This is a genomic window from Gallibacterium genomosp. 3 (assembly GCF_001678475.1).
GTDB lineage: Bacteria > Pseudomonadota > Gammaproteobacteria > Enterobacterales > Pasteurellaceae > Gallibacterium > Gallibacterium faecale.
The window spans coordinates 25,366-46,796 of the sequence record NZ_JTJR01000018.1 but is presented as its reverse complement, the minus strand read 5'-3'; the positions used below and the strand labels follow the sequence as shown (position 1 = coordinate 46,796).

The following is a 21,431-nucleotide window of genomic DNA, read 5'->3' as shown; positions in this document are numbered from 1 at the left end:
AAGAGAAAATTAAATAATCATAATGGATTAACGAAAAGGCGCAAGATATTGTTTATACAAGATTATTTTAAATAAAAAGAGTCGCTAATGTTTAAAGAAAATAAACATTAGTAACAATTTTATCTACTATGCCTTAAAATTAAATGGACTGAGTTCTGTTTAATGCAGAATTCAGTCCTTAAATTAAAATAGTAATCCAACTTTTCGAGGTCAGATCATTTTTGAAGAGTTTTTTGTTATTAAAGTATCCATAGTTAAGAATGATTCTCCAAAAAACAATTTGGTAGCAAAATTTTTACTTCGGTACCGCCGGTGGGGCGTAATTGAATCGTGAGCTTAGCATTTAGCTGTGCGGTACGTTCTTGCATAATATTTAAGCCATAATGCCCCTCAGGTTCATCTAGCGTTGGAATGCCAATTCCATTATCCGCTACAATAATTTCATTTTCGCCATCCGCGTTAGTATGTGCGCTCACTTCAATTAAAGTCGCTTGTGAATGTTTGATCGCATTTAATAACGCTTCGCGTACCACTTGTAGTGCATGGACTAACTGCTGCGCAGTAAAGATTTGTGAGGGTAAGGAACACTCTAACGTAATCTGAGCTTTGGTTTGGTTACGTAAGGACTCAATTACCTGTTCTAAAGCTAATTTTAGGTTAGCCTCCTGAATGGTTAAGCGGAATGTGGATAACAGCTCACGTAATTGCACATAGCCATCATTTAACGCTTGTTCAAAGTCGGCAATAATTTTGAAACTTTTCTCTTTAGAACTTGGATTGCTATTTTTTAGAGTATGCTTAAGTAGGGTAAGTTGAATCTGTAAATAAGCTAATACTTGTGCCAAAGAGTCGTGTAATTCACGGGCAATAATTGAACGTTCTTCCATTAACACTAATTGTTGTTGTTGACGCTGGGTTTGGATGAAATAAATCGCACGGCCTAACATTTGCGCTAAACTTTGCATTAAGCGTAAATCAGGACAAGGTAAGCCCGCTTGCCAGCGTAAACAGGAAAGCTCTTTGCCGTTAATACTGATTTTTTGTTGTTGCCAAGGATAATTGTTATCAGGTGTGCCAGCTGCAATATTAAGATGTTCTGCTCCATAAACGATTAGTTCAATATAGCGTAAATGTTCGCGTGAACAAATATCGGCTAGTACTTCACTGAGTTTTTGATAGCTTAAATCAATATGAGTTATTTTTTGTGAGGTATGAAATAACATTGATAATGTACGATTTAACTGGCTTAGTTTTTGAGTTTTTTCACGCACTTTATCTTCTAAAAAACAATATAATTTTTGTAACTCATCTGACATTTTTGTGAAAGTTTCAGAGAGTGTGCCTAATTCATTAGGTTTATCTATGTCTAATGCAATATGCTTAAAATGCCCAGTTTGTACTTGAGTGCTAGCTTTAACCAGTTTATCAATTGGATTCATCACTTCACGTTTCAGAAAACTCATCATATAGGAACCGATACCAAGAATGGTGACGATGGAGAGAATACTGATCAAAATCGCGAGAATCATTTTGCGTTCAGAAAAATGTTGTAATACCACCACAAATTGGTCAACGGTTTGTACGTATTTATCGACTTGCTGCTGATATTTGCTGACTTGGTTACTGTGCACATAATGTTCCATAGCGTCCCAACTTTGCAACACGTGTTGATAGGCTTGTTTAACGCTATCTGGTACAAAATAACTGGATTGCACCCGTTTAAGAATATCGTTTTCTAAGGTCTGATTATATTGTTGAAGATTCTGTTGTAGGGTGGTGGGTTCGTGTTCTACTTGATAGATAAGCCGGTAAGCTTGCATCCGTAAAGAGCCTGCAAGGTTGATCGCTTCTGCATCATTTTGGCTGCTTAATAAAATTGAAAACACGAGGGTAATACAGCCACTCGCTAGAAAAATAATGCCGATTAGGTATTTTGCTACTCGAGTTAATACAGAATATTTATGCACGTTTTCCTCACATTGGTGGTTAAGTTGGTTTAGGGTATTACTTTAATGGGAATTTTAGTAGGGAGAAAGTAGTATTGTTTTTTCTTTAAATTTCGCTCTAAAGGGCGAAATTTAAACACTACCTAAAACACAATTTCTTCTTACTTGCAAGAAAAGCTTACTCATTCTAGTTTGATTTATCTCAAGGAAATGAAAATTAAGAAAGAATATACCTAATAACGGGTACAGACTTAGCTTGAAGTTGCTTTAGAATAACTGGCGAATTAGTAACCTATAAAAAATATTTGCGTGAATCATGCAAAATCTTGATTTATCCCGTCGAAAATTCCTCACTGGTAAGTTGCGCGAAGCAGCTTCTGTCGATATATCTAAGGTGATTTTGCCGCCTTGGGCCAATGCGGAAGATTTCTGGGAAAAATGTACGCAATGTGGCGATTGTATTCAACATTGCGAAACGCAAGTATTAGTCAAAGGTGAACGTGGTTATCCTGAAATTAATTTCGCACAAGCAGAATGTAGTTTTTGTGGAAAATGTGCTGAAATTTGCCAACAACTGATATTTAGACCAATTATAACAGAAGCATGGCAGCATAAAATTGCAATTAATGACGGCTGTTTAACCCAACGACAGGTTGAATGTCGGAGTTGTCAGGATAGCTGTGAATGGCGAGCGATTTCGTTTAAACCGAAATTTGGACAAGTTGCCCAACCGCAATTAGATTTAGAAGCTTGTAATGGTTGTGGTGCTTGTGTTTCCTCTTGCCCAGTACAAGCAATTTCAATGTTAATCACTCAAACAGCATGATGACAGATCAAATTACGATGGAAAATGCCGAAGAATGGCATGTTTGCGGTGTAGTGGTACAAGGACGACCAGATAAATTAACGCAAATTTCAGAAAAGTTACTGGAAGTACCACATACGGAGATACATGGTTCTGACCCAGTGTTAGGGAAGTTGGTTGTGGTTATGCAGTCTCATAATCAACGGATTTTATTAGAAAATATGGAAAATGCACGCAATATTGATGGCGTTATTAACGTTTCATTAGTGTATCACCAACAAGACTTAGCAGACTGATATTTATTGTGGGGAGATGAAGATGAATTTAAGTCGTCGCGATTTTATGAAAGCTAATGCTGCAACTGCAGCGGCTGCTGCGATTGGAATGACAATTCCAATCAAAAATGTTGAAGCGGCTGATGCTTCAATTAGATGGGAAAAAGGCGTTTGCCGTTTCTGTGGTACTGGTTGTGGCGTATTAGTCGGTACACAAGATGGCCGCGTTGTTGCTTCACAAGGTGACCCAGATGCAGAAGTAAACCGTGGATTGAATTGTATTAAAGGGTATTTCTTACCAAAAATTATGTACGGGAAAGACCGTTTAACGCAGCCAATGTTGCGTATGAAAGACGGTAAATACGACAAAAACGGTGATTTCCAACCAGTAAGCTGGGAAATTGCATTCAGCACGATGGCAGAAAAATTTAAAGCAGCTATGGCGAAAAATGGTAAAAATGCGGTGGGTTGCTTTACTTCTGGTCAATCAACCATTTGGGAAGGTTATGCAGTGAATAAATTATTCAAAGCTGGCTTCCGCTCTAATAACGTTGACCCGAATGCACGTCACTGTATGGCATCAGCAGCAGTTGCGTTTGCACGTACTTTCGGTATTGATGAACCTATGGGTTGCTATAACGATATCGAACACGCAGATGTGATGGTACTTTGGGGCTCTAATATGGCAGAAATGCACCCAATTTTATGGTCACGTATTTCTGATCGCCGTTTATCTCATCCAGACTGCAAAATTGTAGTGCTTTCTACTTTTGAACACCGTAGTTTTGAATTAGCAGACTATGGTTTAATTTTCAAACCACAATCAGATTTAGCAATTTTGAACTATATTGCTAACTACATTATTCAAAATAATGCCGTTAACCAAGATTTTGTGAATAAGCACACTGTATTCAAGAAAGCGGATACTGATATTGGTTATGGTTTACGCCCTACTCATGAGCTTGAAAAAGCAGCGAAAAATGCAGGTAGCGGTAAGATGACTGATTGTACTTTTGAAGAGTATAAAGCCCTTGTTGCGGAATATACTTTAGATAAAGCGCATGAAATCAGTGGCGTTGATAAAAACTTACTTGAAGAATTAGCGAAAATTTACGCTGATCCAAACAAAAAAGTAGTTTCCTTCTGGACAATGGGCTTTAACCAACATACCCGTGGTGTATGGGTGAACCAATTAATGTATAACGTTCACTTACTTACGGGTAAAATCTCACAACCGGGTTGTGGTCCATTCTCATTAACAGGTCAGCCATCTGCGTGTGGTACAGCGCGTGAAGTAGGTACTTTCGCTCACCGTTTACCAGCAGATTTAGTGGTTACTAATCCAAAACACCGTGAAACCGCAGAGAAAATCTGGAAAATTCCAGCAGGGATTATTTCAGACAAGATTGGTTTACACGCCATTGCACAAGACCGTGCATTGAAAGATCGTAAGCTCAATGTGTTGTGGGTAATGTGTAACAACAATATGCAAGCAGGTCCAAACATCAATCAAGAACGTTTACCGGGCTGGCGTGATCCTGAAAACTTCATCATTGTTTCTGATCCATACCCAACATTAAGTGCGGTATCTGCTGACTTAATGTTACCAACTGCGATGTGGGTTGAAAAAGAAGGGGCATATGGTAACGCAGAACGCCGTACCCAATTCTGGCACCAAATGGTGAAAGCGCCGGGTGAAGCGAAATCTGACTTATGGCAATTAGTTGAATTTTCTAAATACTTCAAGACAGATGAAGTATGGCCGGCAGATATTCTAGATAAAAACCCTGAATATAAAGGCAAAACATTATATGAAGTGTTGTTCACCAATGGTCAAGTCAATAAATATCCATTAAGTGATATTGGTGATCATCCAAATGATGAATCAGAACACTTTGGTTATTACATCCATAAAGGTTTATTTGAAGAGTATGCAACCTTTGGTCGTGGTCATGGTCACGATTTAGCAGACTTCGATATGTACCATAAAGCACGTGGTTTACGTTGGCCAGTAGTTGATGGTAAAGAAACTTTATGGCGTTACCGTGAAGGTTATGACCCGTATGTGAAAGCGGGAGAAGATATTAGCTTCTATGGTCAACCGACAAAACGTGCAGTGATTTTAGCTGCGCCATATGAGCCACCTGCAGAAGCACCAGATCAAGAATATGATTTATGGTTATCAACTGGTCGTGTTCTTGAACATTGGCATACAGGTAGTATGACGCGTCGTGTTCCAGAATTACACCGTTCATTCCCGAACAATGTATTGTGGATGCACCCATTAGATGCGAAAGATCGTGGTTTACGTCATGGTGATAAAGCCTTGATCGTATCTCGTCGTGGGCAAATGGAAACTGTGATCGATACACGTGGCCGTAACAAACCACCAAGAGGTTTGGTATTTACCACTTTCTTCGATGCAGGACAGTTAGCAAATATGTTAACACTGGATGCAACGGATCCAATTTCTAAAGAAACAGACTTTAAGAAATGTGCCGTTAAGGTTACTAAGATTTAATCAATAGGTATCACTGCGCTTTTTCCACTAGGTTGAAGCGCAGATTCCCATAAGTCACCAATACATAATGAATAACAGCATGAAACGTGAGATACGAAACGAAAATACAACACGTGAAACAGGGTTTACCCCTGAGCGTCGTCGTTTCTTAAAAGATGCAACACGTACCGCCGGCGGTTTAGCTGGATTGGGGATTTTGTTGAGTTTACCACAGAAGCAAAGTCTGGCACGTGATGGTGTTGCGTTGCGTCCACCGTTTGCGTTGGAACATGAACAGGCGTTTGCTGATGCGTGTATTCGTTGTGGTCAGTGTGTACAGGCTTGCCCTTACGATATGTTATATCTTGCTTCGTGGGTATCACCGCTGCAAGCGGGAACACCTTATTTTGTCGCACGTAAAAAACCGTGTGAAATGTGTGAAGATATTCCATGTGCTAAAGCGTGCCCAAGTGGTGCGTTGGATGCAAATGCAGAAGATATTAATAAAGCGAGAATGGGGCTAGCTGTGTTATTGGATCATGAAACCTGTTTGAACTGGCAAGGTTTACGTTGCGATGTTTGTTATCGTGTTTGTCCATTAATTGATAAAGCCATTACTTTGGAAAATCAACATAATGAACGCACAGGAAAACACGCATTGATGATTCCAACTGTACATTCTGAGGCTTGTACTGGGTGTGGTAAATGTGAAGAGGCTTGTGTTTTAGAAGAAGCTGCGATCAAAGTATTACCGCTTTCTCTCGCGAAAGGAATGTTAGGTGAACATTACCGTTTTGGCTGGCAGGAAAAAGAGAAAGCGGGCAAATCGTTGCTTTCAGAAGAAACCATTAGCTTGCCTGTTCGTATGCCGGAGGTGAAATAATGGCAAACGCACCAAAAGCAGCTGGTCGAGAAGCTAGAGAAAAACTCGGTTGGTGGTATGCGAATCGCTTTTTATTTTGGCGGCGTTTATCACAACTTGCGGTGTTAGCGATGTTTCTCTCAGGGCCACTTTTCGGCGTATGGATTTTAAAAGGTAATTATAGCGGTAGCTTGTTATTAGATACGGTACCGTTAAGTGATCCATTAATTACTGCGGAAAGTTTAGTTACTGGGCATTTACTAAGCTTCACCACGTTATTAGGTGCAGGCATTATTATTGCATTCTATGCGTTAGTGGGCAGTAAAGTCTTTTGTGGCTGGTGTTGTCCGTTAAATGTGGTTACGGATAGTGCTTCGTGGTTGCGTCGTAAATTAGGTTTACGTCAAACAGCAAAAATTCCACGTTCATTACGCTATTGGTTATTAGCCTTGATTTTAATTGGTAGTGCGGCTAGTGGGACATTATTATGGGAATGGATTAATCCTGTTGCTACCTTAGGTCGTGAATTGATCTTTGGGTTTTGCGCGGGACTTTGGTTAATCTTAGCGATTTTCTTATTTGATCTGTTTATTGTCGAGCATGGCTGGTGTGGGCATCTTTGTCCAATCGGTGCAACACATGGTGTGATTGGTGCGAAAGGTATTTTTCGGATAAAAGTTATTGATCGTGCACGTTGTGATAACTGTATGGATTGCTATAACGTTTGTCCAGAAGCGCAAGTATTGCGTGCACCATTACATGGTAAAAAAGAAGAGAGCCTGCTCGTACTTTCAAAAGATTGTATCAGCTGTGGACGTTGTGTTGATGTCTGTGCTGAAAAAGTATTTAAATTTTCAACAAGATTCGATCATTCTGGGGAGTGAGAAAGATGGTAACAAATAAAACTGTATGGAAAATGGCCGCTGTACTTTTTGCAAGTATGATGGCGACGTCTGTGATGGCAGCAGGTGAAGCTAATCCAAATAATGATGGATTAGCAAAAGAAGGGGTAAAATTAGAGCATGCTGCGGAAAATGTTGCACCAAATGCTTATAACGTACCAAAAGAAAGCGGACAACAAGCATTAAACTATGTTAATCAACCGCCGTTGGTTCCACATAGCGTTGCAGGTATGCAAGTCACTAAAAATGTAAACCAATGCTTGAATTGTCATAGTGCGGAAAATTCTCGTGTAACAGGGGCAACACGTATTAGCCCAACCCACTTTATGGATCGTGATGGTAAGATTAGTGCGAATGCGTCACCACGCCGTTACTTCTGTTTACAATGCCATGTACCGCAAACTAATGCGAAAGCAATTGTACCAAATGAATTCAAACCATTACCGGGTTATGGTCAATAATAAAGGAGAGATATGATGACCACAGAGAAAACAAAAAAATCTGGTTTATTTGGCTTAATTAAGCGTTTTTGGACTTGGTTCAGAAGCCCAAGTAAAATTGCAGTTGGCACATTAATTGTGGTGGCATTTATTGCGGGAATTGTTTCTTGGGTAGGCTTTAATTATGGTTTAGAACAAACCAATACCGAAGAATTCTGTGCAAGCTGCCATACGAATGATGTTTATCCGGAGTATTTGCATACTGCACACTATCAAAACCGTAGCGGAGTAAGCGCAAGCTGTCCAGATTGTCACGTGCCACATGAGTTTATTCCAAAAATGGTACGTAAGATTAAAGCGGCTCGAGAAGTGTATGCTTACTATATGGGTTACACCGATACATTAGAGAAATTTAATGCGCGTCGTTTACATATGGCAGAACGTGAATGGGAACGTATGAAAGCGAACAACTCACAAGAGTGTCGTAACTGTCATAATTTTGAACGTATGGATTTCTCACAACAAAAAACAGTGGCTGCGAAAATGCACGAATTGGCAATCAAAGAAAACAAAACTTGTATCGATTGTCATAAGGGTATTGCACACCAACTTCCTGATATGAAAGGTCTTCCACCTACATTTAGTAATGTGAAACCTGAAAAAGCAGAATAATTGTTGAAGTAAGAATAAAGCGGTGTAGAGAAAATCTACACCGCTTTTTGTTTTTAATCGGTTATTGTTTTTTTAGCAGATAGTCTTTGCTATTTTCGTCAGTATTGATATGACCTTGTTGATCGCTTACGGCTAATCCTTGATCCGTGATTTTGTAATAATGTTTTTCCCCATCAGCAGAGGCTTTTAACGTAATTAGCTGATTTTCTATGGTATAAATTCCATTTTCAGTAAAGACCGCATCTGGCTTACCTAAGTATTCACTTTTCAAATTAAAACTTTTATCTGGGTTAAGGAAAAGTGTTGTTTTAATACCGTCACAATCCGCACAAGGTAATGTGCCTAAATATTTTCCTGCGACAGGATTAGCTTGGGGTGTTGTTACAGTTTGGCAACCAAAAATTGCGATAGATGCTAAAGCAACAACAGCGTTAAGAGTATATTTTTTCATAAGCATATCCTTTGTTTTAGATGAATAATGCAGGCATTTACCGAGAACATCAGGGTAAATAGCCTGTGATGATAATAGTATAGATCTTTGATAATGCCAATTTTTGGCCCAGAGCGTTTAATTGAGTTTTAAACAATCGATTACAGCACGTAAAGCAGACGAAACATTGCGATGAGGATAATAGAGATAAAAACTTGGGAAAACATAACTTTGTTCAGTGAAGATACGAATTAACTTGCCATTGGCAATTTCTGTATTAACGAGTTCTTCGGATAAGTATGCTAAGCCTAAACCTAATTTAGCGGCTAATTTAGTCGGAAGATCATCATTAAAAATCCATTGTCCTTGAGGAGTGATTTTTGTTGTTATCCCTTTATCATTAAACTCCCATTCAAATAATCCACCCGTTTTACTGAGGCGATAACCTAAACATTGATGTTGATGTAAATCTTGAATGGTTTTAAGGAAGCCATGTTGATGAAAATAATCAGGTGAACCAACCAATGCCATTTTATTTTCTTCACTAATTTTTATTGCAATCATTTCTTCAGACAGCATATTGCCAAAACGAACGCCGGCATCAAATCTTTCTGCCACGATGTCAACGAAGCGATTATCACTAATTAATTCAAGCTAGATATCAGGATATTGTTGTTTAAAGTGAGTTTGAAAAATATCGTGTTATTCAAGAACAAGATTTTGAAAGCGATTTTGGCCGTTTGTTGAAAGGGGAAGGGTAAAAGAGTGGTGGGATTCTTGGGAGATTTTGCGATTGTAAAAATTTTAGAAAATTCCACAGCTTGTAGTAAAAATAAATACTTTTGTGAGTAAGCAGTGCGTTCGACTAGCCTGAACCTCCTCTTTCCTTATTACAATATCCAAAAAATTACACATCACAGAAGATGGATGATGATGTTTTTAATATTTTATTACCTTTATGCTTGTATATAACTATAAAAAACAATACTTGGAATAAATACTTTTAATTTATCATAATAATCTTTTCTTATCATCAAGTCGCGACCTTCAAGAGCTGGTATATTACCATCATTGCCATTATCAATAAGGTTTTCCCTCCAACATCTAAATTTAATAATAATTTCTCCATTACAATCCAATGCCTGTAATCCATTTTTACAATCATCTAAAACAAGTTTAAGATATTTTAATAGATCGCCATCTATCCATAAAATATATGGAAAATTAATACTATTCATTTGAATAGATAAAACCTGAATAATAGGGTAGCCATATTTAAAATTATCATTCCAAATATGCTGTGATGGTAAACTAACCCAGTCAAATAGAGGGTTTATTTTCTCTTTATCTGGTAATACCCCCCCCCTCAAACACAATAAATTGTTTATTACCCTTTCTATAATCATCTAGCAAAATTTGACTTTCAAATCTTGCTATTCTAATAAAGCCATTTTCCAAATCAGGTTCTTTAAAATCATTGATGACTTCACTAGGTTTTTATGATATTTGGACGCTGAATAAAACTATTTGAAGTTACAATCACACTTTTTAAGTCTACAGAATAACAAGAATCAAAATCTTTGTGATTTAACTCTTGAAATATGGTACTAAAAATTAAATTTTCAGTATAAATATTTTGTGATAAATAACCGTGATAATTGTTAATAAAAGTATAAAATTGATATTTATTGAAATTTAAAATTATTTTATCCATAATGGATTTTTTATCCAAATTTGATAATTGGAAAAATTTCCAAATTCGATGATGTTGAATATGTTGAATCATTGTATTATTAAGCATATCAAACTTCCTCGATAATTTTATCAACTAAATTATCAATATAGAAATTACCTATTTCCTGACATTTTTTAAAATCACTTTTACATTGAGTTATCAAAGGAATTGTTTGATTTTTTTCCAAATAGATAAGTTCCAAAATTGCTACAACATTTAATTGATTAAATTCTCTTGAATTTTCAAGAAACCATTTTATTGGTTTTATCAATAAATTGATCTGATAATTAATCAAGTAATGAATAGAAAATAAGATTTCTCTTTGAATGGTACTATCAAGATTTTTCATTTTAGCCAATATCAATGTAATTGCCAGCTCATTCTCACTCATTTCTGATAGAGATTGATTCAATTCTACTGAATCCCAATCAAAATCATTAGTATCTGGTAATCTACTTCCAATATATGAATAAGCATTATTATATAAATCAAATACAATTTCTTTTTCCATACCACAAAATTCAAAAGAAGTTATTAAATTTGCAATTGGTAGAGATCTATAACTATCCAGTTTAAGATGCTCACATAGATGCCTGAAAATTTCATTTTTTGCCAAGTGGTAATCCAGCTCTACTGCCAGCTTTAAAGGCTCTTTATATGTACACATATTCAGCCAACCATCTGTTGAATAAAGCGTATTTAGTGTAAGTAAGTTGATTTTCACATCTTGAGATAGGTTCAGTCTCTGAATTAAGATAAATAAATTTTCAAAATAAACTTCATAATTATTAGGAAATTTTTTCTTAATTAATGAAGTTATGATGTTTTTTACAATACATTCATCATTGCAACTTATTAGGTAAAAATACAGTAAGTTCAAATCACCATTTAATATATATTCCTTTTTTTTATAATATTCAATAATATCATAAGCACTTGAATTTTCTATATTTAAAGTAATGTCGGAAATATTTAATAATTGATTAATAAAGTCAACCATTTTTTTATAATAATTACCGTAATTATTATTATTATCATTATCTTCTTTTATATTAAATTTTAAGCTAAATTCATTACAAGTTAATTTAAAATTAGTCTTTGTTTTTTCTGATAATTTTTCATAACTATCATTCCAGCCCCTATTTAATAAACTAATTAGTGATAGCTTAGCCAAGTGATGATTTTTATCTTTAATACAATTAATAATATTTAAAAAATTATTTAAGTATTTTTCTCTATTATTAGTTGGTAATAACTTATATAAAAAATTTAAAATAATAGGGTCAACCATTTTTTGGCTAACAGCCAAAAAATCAACAAACATATAATCTAATTTCCAAAAGTATGGTTCTTTCATAAATTCGCAAATTAGGTATTTTCCAGATAAGTGGTAATCAATATTTGATAGGTGTTTAAACCAATCTATAGCTATCCATTTTATGCCTTTTCCATCTTCTGTATGTTTTCCTATTGCATCAGTAAGATATTTTAATTTCTTTGTATAATCCAGTGCTAAATCAGCATCTAGCTTATGGATAGCGTCAATTGGGTCTACTATTTCTGATAGTGTAACATCTTTTCTAAAAGTATAATTAGTAATGTATAAAATAGCTTTCCTTAATTCATTTTTCGCTTGCTCTATATATTGGCTTTTAGAATAAATAAGTGCTTTTTGAAAATAATATTCTGCATATTCGTAATAGTGTAATTCTTGACTTTCTTCAAATTGAGAGTAAACGTCAAGAATATAATTTATATTATCATCATTTATATTGATTTCTTTAATAACATCTATTCTTTCTATGGGTAATGTGATAATTTTTTGTATAATAAATGACCATGCGTCTTTGTTATGTATATATTTTAAAGATTGAACAATTGATGCAGTAATTAGTGTTTTATTTGTATAGCAAAAATCAACTGCTCGTGGATTACCCTTGAAAGGGTCTACATCACTACATAAAAATTCAATATTTTTAGTGATATGAGGTTCTAAATCCTCATTATGAAATTTTTGTTCTATGATAAATGTTTGGATAAAAAACTTTATCCAATTGTAAAAGAAGTTTTTAGACACTATTGATTTTTCAAATTCAATTAAATAATCAATGTCATATTTAGCATATAATGAGACCAAAAAATAAAAATCATTCATCGTTTCACTATTGATATAACTACGTTCTTCTATAGCATCAATAAATAACGGATCTAACTTAACAGTAATAGGGATATAAAAATCATTATTGTTTAATAGAGATATTTTGTTAATTTTAAAATAAAAATTGTCTTTTATATTATCATTAAGCCCTTGAATAAATGAATTAATAATTGACATATGATTATTTTTAATCAAAAATGATATACAGATGTCAAAAAATATTTCATTCCCATTTTCTGATGATTTGTTTAAAATTTTAAGTAATTTTTCTTTATTATCTATCTGGCTATAAAGAAAATATTCAAAATTTTCTTCAGAAATTGAATCTTTAAATAAATCATTAACCTTTTTCCAGTTAGGTTTGTAACCATTTTTTGTTAGAATAGAAAATGCTTTTGCTGTAGTGACAATATCAAAATTCATTTCATTGTTAAAAAATAACAATGAATTTGCTCTATTATACCCATAGATATTTAATACCGATTCAAAATAAATTTCAAAATTTTCAATAAATTGACTGTGATATTCTTCTGAATTAGTAGAGTATATAGTTCTATTAAATTCACTTAAGAAAGACAGAAGACCCCAATTTTCAGATTTTTGTGCTACATATAAAAAATACAGGCTATTTCCCCTTATTGATTTTTCAGGGTACCCATAATATAGACTATTAATCAAGAAATCAGGTGTAGCATAATTTGATATTTCTGAATATTTTTCCGAATTAAGTAAATATTTAAACAAATATCTGTAAGATTTTGGATTATCATAAAACCCTTTTTTATTTAACCAATCAGCAATTAATTTATAACAACAAATATTTGATTTATCTAATTTTTCTAATTGATATCTTCTAAAACTATCGTGATACAATGAAATGCCACCTCTTGATAAATTTTCCAAGATTACTGGCGACAAAGTTTTTAAGTCTTTATCCAAATGATGAGAAAATGGATTTATTTCTGAAAACTCTTCCCTTGTAATAGAGAATTCCAAACAAGATAAAATATTTAGTGTCGTTGAATTTTCATTAAGTTGCGATGATAGAAAATCATAATATGACTTTAAATTAAAATCATATTCAGGAAAATCATTTTTTATATTAATATTAGGATTCTCCTTCAAATGATTAAGCATATAATTTAAATACAATGGATTTCCCTGACTCTTATCTAAGAGTATCTGGGTTAAATTATAAGTTTGTGGATCAATGTTGAATTTATGAACTAGGCTCAAAATGTCATCCACATTCCATTTAGGTAAGTTAACTTGTAAGAAATGATGATTTTGTATGAGTGTATCAATTTCATTAACTGGCTGAGAACCTAGAATAATATATATATTATCTGATAGTTCTATTTTTGAAATAAAATCAATAATTCTTGTTTTTTCCTCTGAAAGTGTTTTGGATTTGCTTAGTATACGCTCAATATGGTCTAATCCATCAATAATAATGATTAACGGATCATTGATATTAGATAATAGCAAATTTAATTCATTAAGATTAGAGGCAAGAATTTGCTCCTTTTGCTTTTGTAACTCTGGGTATATTAATTGAATATCTGCAATTAAATTGCCGAAAAATACATCGGATGTTATTCTTTGCTCAGAAAAAGAATCTTCCATTCCTGTAAAACAATAGTGCCTAACAACTTTATGATTATTTTCTTTTAGATATTCAATTAAATTTGTTAAAAACCAAGACTTTCCAGCACCTGGCTCAGCAACTAGAATAGTTTTTTGATTTTTTTTAAAAACTTGTAACAAATTTTCAATTTTTGCTTTAAATATAATATTTTTTTCTTTATCAATTTGAAATTTTTGCTCAATTTGACCGAAATCAGTCCTAATTCTTAATTTTTCTAATATTTGTTTTATATTTAATTGTGTTGAATTTGTGCGAAAGTCCCCACTATATTTAACTATTTTTATTAAAAAATCATTGATAGATATATCATTATTGGGATATTGCCCAATACCAATCTTTTTTGCTTGTTCAATAAGTACGTTTTCCAAAACATCTGGATATATAAAATCTAAACTGGCTTTTGGAAAGTTTGTTTCTATTATAAGCTCATTACAAAATGCAACGAATTCATTTCTATCTATATTATGTTGTTTAACATACCTTTTAAGATTATCCCATCTATTAAAATTCTCAGGATTTTCCTGCCAAATATTATCAATATTTAATTTAAAAACATTAGTAATAATAGAATTAAATGAAGAATTCCCTACTTGAGGAATAAGAGCGTCTTTTATATTGTATTCAATAGGCTCATTCCAAGCTAAACACAATCTAAATTCTGTTTGATTTGTTCTCAATTCTCGCCAATTTTCAAATAATTTATAAATTGCTAGTGAAGTACCATTGTCATTAGACAAATCATCTTTTGACAAATGCTTAGCATTAGTTTCATTGCTGTATTTAATTTGTTTTCTTTGGATGCTATCACCATTCTGAATTACTAGGTCGTCAAATCTATCATCTTCAATATGTTTTTTATCAAAAGTAAGAACTGAATCAAAGCGACCTAAAATTATTTCCTTTAGAATAAAATAAGAACATAACAAATCTTGGTATTGATAGCCTTCGTGGGCATTATTAAGACTCATACAATATATCTGTTAATAAGATTTAATATTTTTATTATATCATATTTAAAAGTAATACCTTATTGATCTGCACTCCTAAAGTTGGACTTATGATCCATAATTAAATATGTGAAGTTAATCTAAGGGAACCCTTTAAAATAAAGGGTTCGATGGAGTATAAATATTTTTAATTTATATGTAACTTAAAACGGCATATCATCATCAAATGCCACATCAGGATTTACTGCTGGTTGTGCTGCAGGTTTAGCCGCAGGTTGTGTAGCAAATTGTTGAGTATTTTGCTGTGGCTGTTGATAGTTGTTTGCTGGAGCGAATTGATTTTGTGGTGCAGCAGCAGACATATCTGCTCCCATTCTGTCGCTACGGCTATCCAACATTTGCATGGTATCTGCATGAATTTCAGTAGAGTAACGATCTTGACCATTTTGATCTTGCCATTTACGGGTGCGAATTTTGCCTTCTATATAGACTTTTGAACCTTTGCGTAAATATTGCCCCGCCACTTCAGCTAAACGACGGAATAATACAATACGGTGCCATTCGGTAACTTCTCGCCATTCTCCTGATTGTTTATCTTGCCAACGATCACTGGTTGCAACACTAATATTGGCAACTGCATCACCGTTAGCGAAAGTTCTTAATTCAGGATCATTGCCTAAATTACCAACGATAATGACTTTATTAACACCTGCCATAAAAATTACCTCTTCTTTCTTCATTAAAAACTAAAAACGGGGGTTATCTTACCGTAAATCCCTAGTGAAAAAAATAAAGAATACTGGATATTTGCACAGTTTTTTTGATTTTGCGATAATCGTCGAGTTTTTTCATTTTTTGTTGCAGCATATGGACAATATCGAAATTAGGGGTGCAAGAACCCATAATCTAAAGAATATTAATCTGACAATTCCACGTAATAAATTAGTTGTGATTACTGGATTATCAGGATCAGGAAAATCATCATTAGCATTTGACACGTTGTATGCAGAAGGACAACGCCGTTATGTTGAATCCTTATCTGCATATGCTCGACAGTTTTTATCATTAATGGAGAAGCCTGATGTTGATCATATCGAGGGCTTATCACCTGCTATTTCTATTGAGCAAAAATCAACGTCACATAATCCGCGTTCAACAGTAGGAACGATTACCGAAGTTTATGACTATCTGCGTTTATTATTTGCGCGCGTGGGGGAACCGCGCTGTCCAACTCATAATACGCCATTAACCGCACAAACGATAAGCCAGATTGTGGATCAGGTATTAGCGTTACCTGAAGGCAGTCGTATGATGTTACTTGCGCCAGTAGTGAAAGGGCGTAAAGGGGAACATACAAAATTATTAGATGGGATTGCCGCACAAGGTTATATTCGGGCAAGAATTGATGGTGAGATTTGTGATTTATCTGATCCACCAAAATTAGAGTTACAAAAGAAACATACGATTGAAGTGGTGGTGGATCGTTTCAAAATTCGTGCTGATTTAGCTACTCGTTTAGCGGAATCATTAGAAACAGCATTAGAGTTATCTGGTGGTATTGTTGTTATTGCTGATATGGATAATCCTGCTGCTGAGGAGTTGGTATTCTCAGCGAATTTTGCTTGTCCGCATTGTGGCTATTCTGTGCCTGAACTTGAACCAAGAATGTTTTCGTTTAATAACCCAGCAGGGGCGTGTCCAACGTGTGATGGATTAGGGATTCAACAATATTTTGATGAAAAACGCGTAGTACAAAATCCAAGTTTATCGTTGGCAGGTGGGGCAATTCGAGGTTGGGATCGCCGCAACTTCTATTATTATCAAATGCTAACTTCATTGGCTCGTCATTATCATTTTGATATTGAAAGCCCATTTGAAGAGTTACCATGCAAGATTCAAGAGTTGGTATTAAATGGTTCTGGAAAAGAGGAAATTGAATTCCAATATGTGAATGATCGTGGGGATGTAGTCGTGCGTCATCATCCATTTGAAGGGGTGCTGAATAATATGGCACGCCGTTATAAAGAAACAGAATCTATGTCAGTACGTGAGGAGCTTGCGAAATATATTAGCGATCGTCCATGTCAGGATTGTCATGGGTCTCGTTTAAAAGAAGAAGCACGCTATGTGTTTATTGGTGATACGACTTTACCGCAAATTTCAGAGATGAGTATTGGCGATGCATTACGCTATTTTGAGCAATTAAATTTTGAGGGGCAAAAAGCGAAAATTGCCGAAAAAATTCTGAAAGAAATTAAAGAACGTTTGCAATTTTTAGTGAATGTTGGGTTGGAATATCTTTCGCTCTCTCGTTCTGCAGAAACCTTATCTGGCGGTGAAGCGCAGCGAATTCGTTTAGCAAGTCAAATTGGTGCAGGGTTAGTTGGGGTAATGTATGTATTAGATGAACCTTCGATTGGCTTGCATCAACGAGATAATGAGCGTTTATTGAATACCTTATTACATTTACGAAATTTAGGTAATACGGTGATTGTGGTTGAGCATGATGAAGATGCGATTTTAACGGCAGATCATATTATTGATATTGGACCAGGTGCAGGTGTACATGGTGGTTCTGTGGTTGCACAAGGGACAGCTCAAGAAATTATGCAGGATCCGAATTCACTAACAGGTCGCTTCTTGTCCGGTAAAGAAAAAATTGAAATTCCCGCACAAAGAACGGCAATGGATCCGGAACGGATGTTGAAGTTATTTGGGGCAACAGGTAATAATTTAAAGTCAGCTAATTTGGAAATTCCAGTAGGATTATTTACTTGTATTACTGGGGTATCTGGGTCAGGCAAGTCAACATTGATTAATGATACCTTATTTCCGATTGCACAAAATGCGTTAAATCGAGCGGAAAACCAACAGCACGCACCGTTTGAGCGGATTGAGGGGCTAGAGTTTTTTGATAAAGTTATCGATATTGATCAAAGTCCAATCGGTCGTACACCGCGTTCTAATCCGGCGACTTATACTGGGGTATTTACGCCAATTCGGGAATTATTTGCCGGTGTGCCAGAAGCACGAGCGAGAGGATATAATCCGGGACGCTTTAGTTTTAATGTGCGTGGTGGACGTTGCGAAGCGTGTCAGGGTGATGGGGTGATTAAGGTTGAGATGCATTTTCTACCAGATATTTATGTGCCTTGTGATCACTGTAAAGGAAAACGCTATAACCGAGAAACATTGGAAATTCGCTATAAAGGAAAGACCATTCATCAAGTGTTAGAAATGACAGTTGAAGAAGCCCGAGAATTTTTTGATGCAATTCCAATGATTGCACGTAAATTGCAAACGTTAATTGATGTTGGTTTGTCTTATATTCGTTTGGGACAGGCATCGACTACGTTATCAGGTGGTGAAGCACAGCGAGTAAAATTAGCGTCTGAATTATCAAAACGTGATACTGGTAAGACGCTTTATATTCTGGATGAACCAACCACAGGGCTTCATTTTGCGGATATTAAGCAATTACTTGAGGTATTACATCGTTTACGTGATCAGGGTAATACTATTGTTGTGATTGAGCATAATCTAGATGTTATCAAAACGGCTGACTGGATTGTTGATCTTGGTCCTGAAGGTGGTAGCGGTGGCGGACAGATTATCGCAACGGGTACGCCTGAACAGGTTGCGGAAGCGGAAGGCTCTCACACTGCACGTTTCTTAAAACCAATTCTGGCAAGAAAGTAATTTAATTAAAAAATGCGGCGAGTGCCGCATTTTTTATGTTCATTAGTAAGACAATGTTTTATTCATTGGATTTTCTATATAACATTATGAACAGTAATTTTATAGTGTTTGTAGGATGATAAATGGCAGAACAGAATAATATTATTATTTATCGTACTGATGATGGTAAGACAAAAGTATCCCTTTATGCTGATAGTGGTAGTGTATGGCTTAATCAGAGTAAGATTGCAGAACTTTTTGCCACCTCAATTCCTAATATCAATATGCATATCTCTAATATATTGAAAGATAAAGAATTATTAGAAGATTCAGTTATTAAGTATTTCTTAATAACTGCTGCTGATGGGAAAAATTATCAGGTTGCTTTTTATAATTTGGAGATGATCTTAGCTATTGGATTCCGCGTGCGCAGTAAACGTGGAACACAATTTAGGATGTGGGCAAATACACAACTTGCAGAATTAATGCAAAAAGGTTTTGTCATGGATGATGACCGTTTAAAAAATCCTGATGGACGTCCTGATTATTTTGATGAAATGTTGGAACGTATCCGCGATATTCGCGCGAGTGAAAAACGTTTTTATCAAAAAGTTAGAGAATTATTTGCATTAAGTAGTGATTATGATAGTACCGATAAAGCAACACAGATGTTTTTTGCTGAAACACAAAATAAATTGATTTATGCAGTAACTGGAAAAACAGCAGCAGAGCTTATTGTAAGTCGTGCTGATGCTGATTTGCCTAATATGGCGTTAACTCATTGGCAAGGAAAAGTTGTAAGGAAACAAGATATTTTTATTGCAAAGAATTACTTAAATACAGATGAGATTGATACATTGAATCGCTTAGTAGTTATCTTTTTAGAGGCAGCAGAGTTGCGAGTAAAAAATCGTCGTGATTTAACCTTAGATTTTTGGCGAAATAATGTAGATCAATTGCTTACTTTTAATGATCATCCAGTGTTAAAACATAAAGGGAGTGTTAGTAATATGCAGATGGAACAAAAAGTAAGAGAAGTCTATGCATTATTTGATGAGAAACGCAAACGATATGAAGCTGAGCGAGCTGATTATGTAGAGGCTATAGAATTGCGGGATTTAGAGAAGAAATTAAAAAATAGATAAAAAATGCGGCGAGTGCCGCATTTTTTAAGAGTTAGGATTATTTTTTACTGATACGGCGTAATAATAGAGTGGCACAGATAAGCCCAAGTACGCCAAATGCAGCCATAATATAGAACACCTTGTTATAACCTGCGATACCAGGATAAGTATCAAGCATATAACCATAAATTGCATAACCAAACATAGATGGCATATAGCCGATTAAACAACCGAGAGCCATTGATGATCCTGCATATTCACGTGGAACGCCAACTTCTTCCATTGGTGCAAAGAATACTGCCCGTTGTGTGAAGATAATCGCTCCAAAACCTAAAGTTGCTGTCATCCCAAGATAAACATTCATTGATTCATGTGGTAATTGGATAAAGAGCAGCATACTGACAACAGAAACAATAAATGCAATTTGCAGATATTTTAATGGTGATTTGAATACTTTATCGGAAAGGAAACCGCCGATTGGACCGCCTACCATTTTTAACCCGTATTGATTGATAATACCGTAAGCACCTACGAGGGCAACTGGTAAGCCATAAATATCTTTAAGGAATGGAATAAAGTAAGTTAATCCAGTATAGGTTGAATACACAAAGAAAATAACAAATGCAGCCAACCAAGTATTCACGTCTTTAACAACATAGAGAATACCAGCAAAAACTTTTTGATTAGCAGATTGATTGTTATCGGTTACTACCTTATCATCATTATCAACAAGGAAATAAGTAATGACACCGACTAGACCAGTTACAATCGTATAGTAAAGTAAGCCAGCCTGCATACCAGCTTTTCCTTCACCAAATAGTACGAATACCCATAGTGCACCAGAAGCAACGATAACATCAATAACACCACGTCCAGTTTCAAGGAAACCAAATAAACGTCCTTGCTCCTCTTTAGAACCTAATAAACGAACGGCTTTAAGTAATACTGGCCAATAAACGACTTCACCGAAAAAGGCGAGGGCTCCAAAAGCAATTAAGTAACCAAGGAATGGTGGTAATGTAGTTAAATAAATACCACAAAGGGCGACCCCAATTAATCCTGCGGGCAGTAAGTATTTTTTTGAATAACGGTCAGCAAGATACATAGAAAAGAAATAACCGATAGTTTGCACAATCGCATAAACGGTAAATCCTAAACCAATTTGTGTATTAGTAAGTCCCCAATCTTGTTGCATAGGAACATAAAAAACATCTTTAATACTGGAAAGTTTATAAACTGTTCCACCACCTAATACTAAAAAGCCGAGCTGAACCCATTTGTTGGCAAAAAGTCCTGTTCGCATATTATC

17 protein-coding genes are annotated in these 21,431 nt (G+C 35.1%); 9 read left to right on the top strand and 8 right to left on the bottom strand.

The window, feature by feature from the left end; translation table 11 throughout:
- Positions 1-254 precede the first annotated feature (254 nt).
- Entirely contained in the window at positions 255-1,967 is a 1,713-nt protein-coding gene (gene narQ, locus QV06_RS04960) for a nitrate/nitrite two-component system sensor histidine kinase NarQ (protein ID WP_065237199.1), read from the bottom strand.
- Between the two features lie 295 nt (positions 1,968-2,262).
- On the opposite strand from narQ, the gene napF reads away from it, so the two are divergent.
- The 7 genes from napF to QV06_RS04925 all read left to right on the top strand — a co-directional run bounded on the left by napF (position 2,263) and on the right by QV06_RS04925 (position 8,402).
- A complete protein-coding gene (gene napF / locus QV06_RS04955; protein ID WP_065237198.1) occupies positions 2,263-2,772 on the top strand; it encodes a ferredoxin-type protein NapF in 510 nt (169 codons plus the stop codon).
- Entirely contained in the window at positions 2,769-3,047 is a 279-nt protein-coding gene (locus QV06_RS04950; protein WP_432416507.1) for a chaperone NapD, read from the top strand. The genes napF and QV06_RS04950 overlap by 4 nt, the downstream gene beginning before the upstream one ends.
- A 22-nt stretch (positions 3,048-3,069) precedes the next feature.
- A complete protein-coding gene (gene napA / locus QV06_RS04945) occupies positions 3,070-5,547 on the top strand; it encodes a nitrate reductase catalytic subunit NapA (protein WP_065237196.1) in 2,478 nt (825 codons plus the stop codon).
- A gap of 79 nt (positions 5,548-5,626) precedes the next feature.
- Positions 5,627-6,409, top strand: coding sequence for a ferredoxin-type protein NapG (gene napG, locus QV06_RS04940; protein WP_065233563.1), 783 nt, complete (start codon positions 5,627-5,629; stop codon positions 6,407-6,409).
- Positions 6,409-7,272 (top strand): quinol dehydrogenase ferredoxin subunit NapH, encoded by an 864-nt coding sequence (gene napH / locus QV06_RS04935; protein WP_065237195.1) that lies wholly within the window; start codon positions 6,409-6,411, stop codon positions 7,270-7,272. The genes napG and napH overlap by 1 nt, the downstream gene beginning before the upstream one ends.
- Positions 7,273-7,277: 5 nt before the next feature.
- Complete coding sequence (locus QV06_RS04930) at positions 7,278-7,751, top strand: nitrate reductase cytochrome c-type subunit (protein WP_065237194.1); 474 nt, start codon at positions 7,278-7,280, stop codon at positions 7,749-7,751.
- Between the two features lie 15 nt (positions 7,752-7,766).
- Entirely contained in the window at positions 7,767-8,402 is a 636-nt protein-coding gene (locus tag QV06_RS04925) for a cytochrome c3 family protein (protein WP_065237193.1), read from the top strand.
- Positions 8,403-8,463: 61 nt separating this feature from the next.
- Here QV06_RS04925 and QV06_RS04920 read toward each other — a convergent pair whose 3' ends face one another.
- From QV06_RS04920 to ssb, 6 genes are all read right to left on the bottom strand, one after another.
- Complete coding sequence (locus tag QV06_RS04920) at positions 8,464-8,853, bottom strand: copper resistance protein NlpE (RefSeq protein ID WP_065237192.1); 390 nt, start codon at positions 8,851-8,853, stop codon at positions 8,464-8,466.
- Positions 8,854-8,970: 117 nt separating this feature from the next.
- The gene (locus QV06_RS04915) at positions 8,971-9,477 is read right to left on the bottom strand and encodes a LysR substrate-binding domain-containing protein (protein ID WP_082985042.1); all 507 of its coding nucleotides are present in this window, start codon (positions 9,475-9,477) and stop codon (positions 8,971-8,973) included.
- Positions 9,478-9,788: 311 nt separating this feature from the next.
- Entirely contained in the window at positions 9,789-10,238 is a 450-nt protein-coding gene (locus tag QV06_RS11450) for a hypothetical protein (protein WP_082985041.1), read from the bottom strand.
- A gap of 83 nt (positions 10,239-10,321) precedes the next feature.
- Positions 10,322-10,633 (bottom strand): hypothetical protein, encoded by a 312-nt coding sequence (locus QV06_RS11445; RefSeq protein WP_082985040.1) that lies wholly within the window; start codon positions 10,631-10,633, stop codon positions 10,322-10,324.
- A 1-nt stretch (position 10,634) separates the two neighbouring features.
- Positions 10,635-15,341 (bottom strand): ATP-binding protein, encoded by a 4,707-nt coding sequence (locus QV06_RS04905; RefSeq protein WP_065237190.1) that lies wholly within the window; start codon positions 15,339-15,341, stop codon positions 10,635-10,637.
- Positions 15,342-15,523: 182 nt separating this feature from the next.
- Positions 15,524-16,036 (bottom strand): single-stranded DNA-binding protein, encoded by a 513-nt coding sequence (ssb, locus tag QV06_RS04900; RefSeq protein WP_065237189.1) that lies wholly within the window; start codon positions 16,034-16,036, stop codon positions 15,524-15,526.
- 151 nt (positions 16,037-16,187) lie between these two features.
- Here ssb and uvrA point away from each other — a divergent pair, with 151 nt between their 5' ends.
- Complete coding sequence (gene uvrA, locus QV06_RS04895; RefSeq protein WP_065237188.1) at positions 16,188-19,019, top strand: excinuclease ABC subunit UvrA; 2,832 nt, start codon at positions 16,188-16,190, stop codon at positions 19,017-19,019.
- 122 nt (positions 19,020-19,141) lie between these two features.
- Positions 19,142-20,143 carry a virulence RhuM family protein gene (locus tag QV06_RS04890; protein ID WP_065237187.1) on the top strand — a complete coding sequence of 334 codons (1,002 nt, stop codon included), beginning with the start codon at positions 19,142-19,144 and terminating at the stop codon, positions 20,141-20,143.
- A gap of 37 nt (positions 20,144-20,180) precedes the next feature.
- Here QV06_RS04890 and QV06_RS04885 read toward each other — a convergent pair whose 3' ends face one another.
- Positions 20,181-21,425: an MFS transporter gene (locus QV06_RS04885; RefSeq protein ID WP_065237186.1), complete on the bottom strand. Its 1,245-nt coding sequence runs from the start codon at positions 21,423-21,425 to the stop codon at positions 20,181-20,183.
- Positions 21,426-21,431 lie beyond the last annotated feature (6 nt).

Excerpts from the sequence above, each read along its gene's own strand:
- napF (WP_065237198.1), top strand. The coding sequence starts at position 2,263 with ATGCAAAATCTTGATTTATCCCGTCGAAAATTCCTCACTGGTAAGTTG.
- QV06_RS04950 (WP_432416507.1), top strand. The coding sequence starts at position 2,769 with ATGATGACAGATCAAATTACGATGGAAAATGCCGAAGAATGGCATGTT.
- napA (WP_065237196.1), top strand. The coding sequence starts at position 3,070 with ATGAATTTAAGTCGTCGCGATTTTATGAAAGCTAATGCTGCAACTGCA.
- napG (WP_065233563.1), top strand. The coding sequence starts at position 5,627 with ATGAAACGTGAGATACGAAACGAAAATACAACACGTGAAACAGGGTTT.
- napH (WP_065237195.1), top strand. The coding sequence starts at position 6,409 with ATGGCAAACGCACCAAAAGCAGCTGGTCGAGAAGCTAGAGAAAAACTC.
- QV06_RS04930 (WP_065237194.1), top strand. The coding sequence starts at position 7,278 with ATGGTAACAAATAAAACTGTATGGAAAATGGCCGCTGTACTTTTTGCA.
- QV06_RS04925 (WP_065237193.1), top strand. The coding sequence starts at position 7,767 with ATGACCACAGAGAAAACAAAAAAATCTGGTTTATTTGGCTTAATTAAG.
- QV06_RS04920 (WP_065237192.1), bottom strand. The coding sequence starts at position 8,853 with ATGAAAAAATATACTCTTAACGCTGTTGTTGCTTTAGCATCTATCGCA.
- QV06_RS11450 (WP_082985041.1), bottom strand. The coding sequence starts at position 10,238 with ATGATTATAGAAAGGGTAATAAACAATTTATTGTGTTTGAGGGGGGGG.
- QV06_RS11445 (WP_082985040.1), bottom strand. The coding sequence starts at position 10,633 with ATGCTTAATAATACAATGATTCAACATATTCAACATCATCGAATTTGG.
- QV06_RS04905 (WP_065237190.1), bottom strand. The coding sequence starts at position 15,341 with ATGAGTCTTAATAATGCCCACGAAGGCTATCAATACCAAGATTTGTTA.
- ssb (WP_065237189.1), bottom strand. The coding sequence starts at position 16,036 with ATGGCAGGTGTTAATAAAGTCATTATCGTTGGTAATTTAGGCAATGAT.
- uvrA (WP_065237188.1), top strand. The coding sequence starts at position 16,188 with ATGGACAATATCGAAATTAGGGGTGCAAGAACCCATAATCTAAAGAAT.
- QV06_RS04890 (WP_065237187.1), top strand. The coding sequence starts at position 19,142 with ATGGCAGAACAGAATAATATTATTATTTATCGTACTGATGATGGTAAG.
- QV06_RS04885 (WP_065237186.1), bottom strand. The coding sequence starts at position 21,425 with ATGCGAACAGGACTTTTTGCCAACAAATGGGTTCAGCTCGGCTTTTTA.